Source organism: Bradyrhizobium sacchari, from assembly GCF_002068095.1.
GTDB classification, from domain to species: Bacteria; Pseudomonadota; Alphaproteobacteria; order Rhizobiales; family Xanthobacteraceae; genus Bradyrhizobium; species Bradyrhizobium sacchari.
Genome location: NZ_LWIG01000008.1, coordinates 277968 through 285560 on the forward strand (window position 1 = coordinate 277968; position 7593 = coordinate 285560).

9 protein-coding genes are annotated in these 7593 nt (G+C 56.3%); 2 read left to right on the forward strand and 7 right to left on the reverse strand.

All coding sequences use genetic code 11. The features are described from left to right. The first annotated feature begins 109 nt into the window (after positions 1–109). Positions 110–604 (forward strand): hypothetical protein, encoded by a 495-nt coding sequence (locus A5906_RS12535; protein WP_136615175.1) that lies wholly within the window; start codon positions 110–112, stop codon positions 602–604. Positions 605–923: 319 nt separating this feature from the next. Here the strand turns inward: A5906_RS12535 and A5906_RS12545 are convergent, their stop codons facing one another. Continuing rightward, positions 924–1724, reverse strand: coding sequence for a nodulate formation efficiency C protein (locus A5906_RS12545; protein WP_080135533.1), 801 nt, complete (start codon positions 1722–1724; stop codon positions 924–926). A gap of 244 nt (positions 1725–1968) precedes the next feature. Between A5906_RS12545 and A5906_RS12550 the strand changes: the two genes are divergently transcribed. Next, a complete protein-coding gene (locus tag A5906_RS12550) occupies positions 1969–2427 on the forward strand; it encodes a hypothetical protein (RefSeq protein WP_136615176.1) in 459 nt (152 codons plus the stop codon). A gap of 1004 nt (positions 2428–3431) precedes the next feature. Here A5906_RS12550 and A5906_RS12555 read toward each other — a convergent pair. The 6 genes from A5906_RS12555 to A5906_RS12580 form a co-directional block, all read right to left on the reverse strand. Beyond that, positions 3432–4127 (reverse strand): hypothetical protein, encoded by a 696-nt coding sequence (locus A5906_RS12555; RefSeq protein ID WP_136615177.1) that lies wholly within the window; start codon positions 4125–4127, stop codon positions 3432–3434. 333 nt (positions 4128–4460) lie between these two features. After that, a complete protein-coding gene (locus A5906_RS12560; protein WP_136615178.1) occupies positions 4461–4730 on the reverse strand; it encodes a hypothetical protein in 270 nt (89 codons plus the stop codon). 86 nt (positions 4731–4816) lie between these two features. Continuing rightward, a complete protein-coding gene (locus A5906_RS12565; RefSeq protein ID WP_080135502.1) occupies positions 4817–5479 on the reverse strand; it encodes a hypothetical protein in 663 nt (220 codons plus the stop codon). Between the two features lie 9 nt (positions 5480–5488). Continuing rightward, positions 5489–5719, reverse strand: coding sequence for a hypothetical protein (locus A5906_RS12570; RefSeq protein ID WP_080135503.1), 231 nt, complete (start codon positions 5717–5719; stop codon positions 5489–5491). A gap of 352 nt (positions 5720–6071) precedes the next feature. Further along, positions 6072–6242 (reverse strand): hypothetical protein, encoded by a 171-nt coding sequence (locus tag A5906_RS42525; protein WP_161495388.1) that lies wholly within the window; start codon positions 6240–6242, stop codon positions 6072–6074. A gap of 79 nt (positions 6243–6321) precedes the next feature. Then, on the reverse strand, positions 6322–7593 hold a 1272-nt coding region (locus tag A5906_RS12580), incomplete at its 5' end, for a thioesterase domain-containing protein (protein WP_245326707.1).

A 7593-nucleotide genomic window follows, 5' to 3' on the forward strand; every position in this document is an offset into this window, starting at 1 on the left:
GGAAAGACCTATGATCGCTACGACATGCAGACTGAGAAGCGGCAGGCCGTTGATGCTATATCCGCTAACGCTCAACAGGCCGCGTAAGGTCTTTTGGAGGCAAAGCACCGTGGACTTAACAACGAAGCCGATCGCCCCTCAACGCCAGCAACTCGAACAGGCAATTGGACATTTTATCTTAGACCTCGGAATGATCGAGGCAACGATGATTCAGGCGCTGGCCGTTCTGACTTCAGTCCCGTCAAACCAAGCGCATTTTCTTCTGAACAAGACCGCCGGTGGCGCGAAGGCCGCCCTACTAAAAGAGGCAGCAATCGCAAAGGGAATCGATATCAAGGCAACGGGTCTAGGCGACGCCCTCGGCACGATTCACAAGATTATGGACTTTCGGAATCAGCTGGTTCATGACGCCGTTGGATTTCACTCAAACACTCAAACCTGGGTACACGGAAAGGGCACGCCTGACGGAGACAAGGTCTTCGGCAAGAAGATTGAAATTGATCCAGCAAGAATCTACGAACTGAGCGAACAGGCTTGGGAGGCGATAAGGGTTATTGGCGTGGAGATTCTACAAAAGCACGGCGAGTTTACTTACACTCTATAACCGCAACGCGCTGAGTGTTTCTGGAGTGACGGATGCGCCTGCGCTCAAACTCATCAGCTCGGGTGGATGCAGGTGGGGGCCAAGAGCAGAACACCTTGGATGCCAGCGGCAACCGCCGCCGCTATTGCAGCCCCGGCGTTGTACCTGCCCTGCCGCGTTAAGGCCGCTGCGATCTCGTCAATGCTTTGAAAGGTGACAGCCGGCGGTGGCGTCTTAAATAGGGACGCGGCAACCCATAGCGCAGCGCTCGCTACCGCGAACCCACCCGCTACCCACTGCAATATGCTAACAGCCTCGCAAGTCACTCCTCGGCTCCTGACTATCGTGGAAAGGGCGATTGCAGGCCACGTATTCCCGCGCCCTCATAGGCCTTTCGAGCCGCGTCAAATATTTCTTTCTCTTTCGAGTCGGCGTGATCGAACCAAGAGCCAGGGGCATTAGTCGCAATCCGGTTCGCAAAGAACGATTGCGGCTCCCAGTCTCTCCCTTCGGGCTTCTCGAAGACGATGATTCCATCGCACGTGAAATAGCGCGGCCCTGGAATATCGCAGTTCACCGACACCTGAACGCGCCACAGCTCGCCCTTGGTGGTTTGCTTCTCGTCCACCTTCGGCAAGTATTCCACTCCAACCGGATCACCGATAGTGCAACGGCCGCGCCGCAGAAGATCGCCCAGCTTGCCTTGCGCAGTCGTCACGAAGTTGAAGTTAGCGGGATTATGCAGAAACCGACGGTTTACGTCCTTTTCTCCGTCGTCAACCTCGCTTGCAATCAGCGAGAGCGCGAACGCCTGCCAACCCAGTTCCATCGGCTTTGCGTACGGCGACTCAACTTTCATCGTTCCATCGGGCGCAACTTCCCAGGTAATCGTATATTCGTCGTCCGCTTTATCGCCCCGGTGTTTGGCCCATGATAAAAACACGGGCTCGCTCATGTCGGTCTTTTGACCGACTTCCCAACCCCGCGGAACGAAGTGCGCAACCTTCGCGACCTTGGCGATGATTTGCTCTGCTGTCTCGCCGTCCTGCGCTCGCCATGTTGATTTGACTTTGTTGATAAGCGCATTGTCGTCTGCGTGCACGCTGACGCTCGACAATACAAGGACGAAACCAGTCAACATCAACTGCCACACTTTCCTAGGCCCTCACATTAAGACTTTCGACGCATGCCCTATTGCGCGCATCCGCAGGTTGCTATTCTATCTGCCTAAAAGGGGCCGGGGTGTTTCAATGCGAACAGTATCCACAGCATTTGCTTTGTATGCGGCCAGTTTGGTGTTTGTCGCAATTCCCGTTCGGGCTCAAGACAGCGCTCCTAGCAGGCTAGATAGCATTACAAAGTCCGCACGGGAGATGATGCCTTCGATGCCATCCGTCTCGTTGCCGTCAATGCCGGACCTGTCACTTCCTGACTTGTCCGATCCATCCGGCAAACTAATGGCCGAGTTCAACTCGTTTACCCAGCAGGTTGGAGACGCTTTACCTCTGCTTGAACAGATGGGCTATGAGGTCACAACATTCAAAGTGACGTGGGGCCTTCCGCCAAAGGCGCGGTTGCGGCTGAAATCGAACGGCAGCACCGACCCGCAGAAAGCGAGCGCTATCGCCGCAAAGGCTCCGAGCAGCGGCGTATTGGTCTCTGCTCTACTTTCCAGCGCTGTGACTGCTAAGCGCATTCAGAGCAGCATGAAGTTGGGGACGGCCTTCCTTGATGTGGACTTTGCAGTTCCACCGCGAGTGAATATGAAGTTTGTCAGCGCGAAGGACGGCGTCAAAGACGAACCGCGCGATCTAGACGACTTAGAGTTCGCCTGTAGGAACTGAGACCCGCCACTCCCGCGCTAAGGTTTTGCTTTCGGAGCTTGAACGCAGCGACGCTCGACAACGACAGAGACAGCGCAATTCCGCCCGGTACGCATCACGCCTCTCCCTAAGGTTGATGGGCATTTGCATCGTCGAACAGTCGCCCGGCTTGCCGCCCTGGTTGATGCAGGTTCGATACAGCCAAGGTACGACAAAGCTGCCCGCCCACATTCCCCGGCCCGCATGGTCGGCCTCCGAACCAACGATACCGCCGCGACGCAGAGCCATGCCCAAGCAAGATTGACCTCGGGAGACACCCCCGCCGCGTTCGCAGCCGCCGCGCTGTACTGGTGAACTCCTTCACGTCCTCGAACGTCATGTTCGATTTCTTCGTCGCGACCGCGGCAAGGTCGCTAAGATGCGTCGCTTTGATGACCTTCCCGAATGAATTCTGATAGAGCGCGCTGCTGCGAACCTTCGTCCGTGCCAACCCCGCAATTCGAACGAGGCTTATCTGTAGGCCAGGCTTACGGCCGATGAGCGCTGCTCGGTGTTGGAAATCCGAGGGGACTGCCTGCCCCACCGAGCCAACGCGACACGCCGTTGTGCGGGCCGGGGGTGCAAGCGTGCATCCGATGCAATGGGATGCGGTCGGGTGCTCTTTTTGGAAGGCCGTTGCCCGAGCGGCCTGAGAGATCGAAGGCAGCGCGATAGCGGCGCTCCTACTGATGTAACGGCTGAGCAGTGCCGTCTGTGACAGGTTCAGACGTTACGGATTTGCGACCGTCGTCTCTTCGATCCCAACCACGAAGTCCACTCTTCTCGATAGTAGCCCCTCGTGCAGTCTCCCTCCCTTATAGGGAGGGAGAGACCTGCACGGTTGATGCACGGTCCTTGCACGGTCAGACTAAGTGTCTGATAGTCTTCTAGAACAACCCTGCATCCAACCGTGCACGAACCGTGCAGCCTGACCGTGCACGCAACCGTGCGCGGTGACGGCTGCACAGTCATTTGTACGGTTGCCCTTAGATCACTCGATACGGCTCTAGTTCTGCAATTCCTTGGGAAAGGCATTTCGTACCCGCGGGGGCAGCGAGCGCCGGAAAGCGCCATTTGATCTCAGCGCGGTTCAGGCGGACCGCGACTACCACCTCGTAAGCCAAGACGCCTGCACCCGCGGGAAAGGTCCGCTCCGCTTGTCGCCGAATAGCGTCGAAATCGACATCTGCGCTCGGCAGGCCGTTAGCGTCACTTCTCCCGGGGGCAATCACCTCGACTGAGACAACACGGAGCTGCTGCGCACTGAGGCCCCCAATGCCGTGAATACTTTGCAATGCGTAGAGATCGTTCTGAACGACGATCCCATTGATGCCATCTAGCGATGCATTGGCCACAAGCTGATCGGTGATCAAACATAGTGCGCGGATGTATGCGCCTTGGTCGTTACCCGTCAAGCGCAGCGTTGAAGTCCCATCCGTGATGACCAGCGTATCTCCTTCAAGGGAAAAGCTACTCCCATGAATGAGCCTATTTCGGAACGGCGTAAGCTTTATGTATAACTGCCAGAAAGCTTGAGAGCCTACGCTCCAGTTGTCTAGAGCAGGAGGCTGCGCAAACGTACCTGCGGCCTGCATCCTGTTGTAATCTGCGATTTTTTGTTGAAACCGCCAGGTTGTTGAGCCGTTGGCCCGAAGTATCCATTCGGCAGTGAGGTCATGCATCTTGAAAGCGGACGAGAAGGCCAAAGGTCGTAGCCGCGCGAGCGCGGCATGAACGTCTTGGGCGCTAAGCGATACCTGGGAAACATGCCGCACTCCGATGGATAGTACCCATCCGCATCCTTTGCATTGGACAAATCCAAACGAAGAGTTTGCGAACTCGCCTCGGTCTGGCCGAATAACTCCGTTCTCACAAATTCTAAGGCCTGTCGCTCATACGCAATCTGCTCCGCAAGATCGGTCACGTTCCCGGTAAAGGTCGGCATTATCAATTCTCCATCGAACACATGTCGTCACCCGGACAGCCTATATTCTGTGTGACGATTGTCAGCCGATTTAACCAACATGGGTCTTCACCAACTTCGCCAGAAGCCGCGGGACGGCAGTGCGTTCTTTAAGCTCGTCCAGGCCGCTCCGCTTTCGATCAACGTTCAAAGCCTCCATTACGTCCTTGGAGGCCAAACCGATCTCTTCGAGAGGGTCGCCCGTCTCGGCTGCAATGCTTTCAGCCCGATCTCTAAAGACACGCATCATCGCAGCGAGCTTATCGGACGGCCCGTCCAGGGGCACCGGCAGAGCATCGTCATCGGTAACGTCGACGGACATGTCAGCCGCAGCGCTGGCGACACCGGCAGCTGCGACGAACGACGCACCGCCTGTTGTGGATCGAACCACCTCTGAGCGCGAACGCATCATGGCACGCGCGCAAGGTTTCCGAGCGCATCAAGAGCAGGTTCGCACCGAGCGTGAAGACTTTTATTCCTGAACGATGCAGCGTGCTCGCGATCTAGCGAACGGCCCCCCGTAACCTCAATTTGCGTTTTGAATCCGCTCGCATCGGCCCGACCTGACAACAGGCCCATCATCGTATGGAACAGCCAGGTGAATTCGTTGGTGCCGTACAGCGTGAACGACATATTCGTTATGCCGCCTTCGAACTCATAAGCGCCCCAGCCGCGAAAGGTCCAAGCATCCCTCGACGCCTCGCCTTTAGGGATTTCGGCCTTGAATGGTTTAAGGCAAGCATCCGCAAAAGTCTCGCCTCCGAACAGCTTGCCGCTGAGCCGCCTAATCTCCGTTCCGTCTACGAATGCTTTTTGGAAGCTCTCCGCTGTCTTGGCGCAAATGTCTTTGGTGCTCGCATCAAGTTCAACTCGGCTGATCCGCACAAAAAACTTCATGTCATCATCAGGCAACGTGATCTTACCCGCGAAGGTCCGCCCGTTATCCCGCATCTGAATACCCACCGCGTGATCCACGTAACAAAAGTATTGACCGACACGACCATCTTCGAGCGCGGCTGCCCCGTTAGCGGCAACGCTCGCGCAGAACAGGACTAACATCATACGTTTCATCGCCGCCCCTCACAGAATTTTTAGGCCATATATGAGATGCCAAGCCCAATTTGTGCGGGTCTCGGTTCGTGTGAGGCAAGCCTCCCGCTCGATACGTTCTAGGGGGTGCTTGATATTGAACTGCGTGCAAAGGCCAACAAAATTGGCGTAGTGATAATTTTCGAGCCGCACGACAGCTGCCCCCAGCCAAACAACGGCGCGGAACAGGGCTGCTGTCGTCAGAATCGACAAAGCTTTCATGTTCTCCCCCTGGCCTCTTGCCCGCGATCCTACTTCAGGCTCTCGTCAATGATGCGTTTATCTACCGCTTCATGCTGTTTAGGGGGCAGTCCTTTGACTGCTTCGGCGATCTTCTCAGCAGGTCCCTTGGCGGACCGAACGTGCTGCCGCATACCTCTCAGCCCGAACGCGGCACAAACCTGCGATATCACGAAGGGCAAAATGAGCCAGACGGTCACGGACAGACCGAGGGCTGATAGCCGACTATAATTTAGATTTTGGAGCCAAACGAGCACTGGACAGCCGTAGCGAAGCTAACGAACCAAGCGAATCTTCGCCACGCCATCGGCATTTTCACCTCCATCTACGCGGCCTATTCGGCGGCCTTCAGAGCGAGCACAGTGCTTACAAATCTGATGCCGTAATTTCTTGCCGCAACGGCGCTGGCAATGAACTGAACGAGCAACGCCCCCGCGTAAAGCAACTCTGTCCTATAAGTCTGCATCGCGAAAAAGCCAATTGTCCCGAACACGATCAGCAGCATGAAAGCGATGCCTGCGTAGTCCCGGGAATGGGGCTCAATATAAGTTCGAGCCTGAGCCTTCGGAGAAAGTTCTTTGGGTCTATTCAACAGTCCCAATTAACGCCGTTGAAATGGCCTGAGCGAGAATTTTGCGGTTTTCTGGATTGCTCACCATTGTCGCGTGGTTACCTGGAACCGGTACCGCATGAATGGCCTCCGCATTCACGACCAGGTCCCAGCCAAGCTTTGGTGCATCAAGAGGCTCAGTGGCATAGAACTGATGTATTTCAATCGCGAGCGACGGAATGCGATACGATTGTAACGCCTGGTGAAATTTCGCGACCCTTTGATACGTCGAAACGTCACTGTGGAGATCGTGATCTGGAGGTAACGCTCCTATTTGCTTTGCCTTTTCAAGCAACTCAGAAATGGAGCATTGTTCAGCGTAGCTTTCCAAAACCTCGCGGTGCTCATTGCGCAAGATTCCACAGCGATCCAAAACAAATTCTCGGGTCAAGTTGATACCGGATGCGTTTGAAGAAGCTGCAGATAGACTAACATCTATGAACGCCATGAATGACACAACTTGGTCGGTACTGAGTAACTGCTCGGCAATTGCATAGGCCAGGATTGCACCTGATGAGTATCCAGCAAGGCGGTATGGGCCCCGTGGCTGGATCTGTTTAATCGCAAGAATCACCTCCTCGGCCATCGCTTCAAGAGTCGGTGGACAAACCTCATTGAAAGGGGGCCATGGCAGAGCGTAGACCGAGCAGTCTGCATCCATTTCCGCCGCCAAACCGAGGACATACGAACAATCTCCAAAACCTGTGGGGACAAAGAAGAGCGGTGGCTGCGATGCGGACGGTCGGACGGAAATCACCGCCGAGTTAGTGGGCTGCACCTGCAAACGTATCTTCGATGCAAGTTCCTTCAGAACAGGCGCTCGGAAGAGGTCAGCGGCGCTAAAACTCAGCCCAAGATTCAATGCTCGACTGAGCATCTGCACGGCCAAGAGCGAGTGGCCGCCCAGTTCGAAGAAGTGGTCGTTGCGCCCGATGCGCTCGACACCGAGGAGCTCGGCCCAGATCCGCGCCAGCGCCGTCTCGACCGCACCTTGCGGCGACTGGTAGGCCGCCAGCGCATAGGCCTGATCGGCCGGCGGCGGCAGTGCGTTCCGATTGAGCTTGCCGTTCACCGTCAGCGGAAGCGCCGCCAGCCGCACGAACGCACTCGGCACCATGTAGTCCGGCAGCTGGCTACTCAAGTGCGCGCGCAAGGCGCCCGCAAGCCCGCCTCCATCGCCCTCGTCCGAGCCGGCCTCGGGCGCACAGACCACATAGGCGATAAGATGCTTGTCGCCGGCACCGTT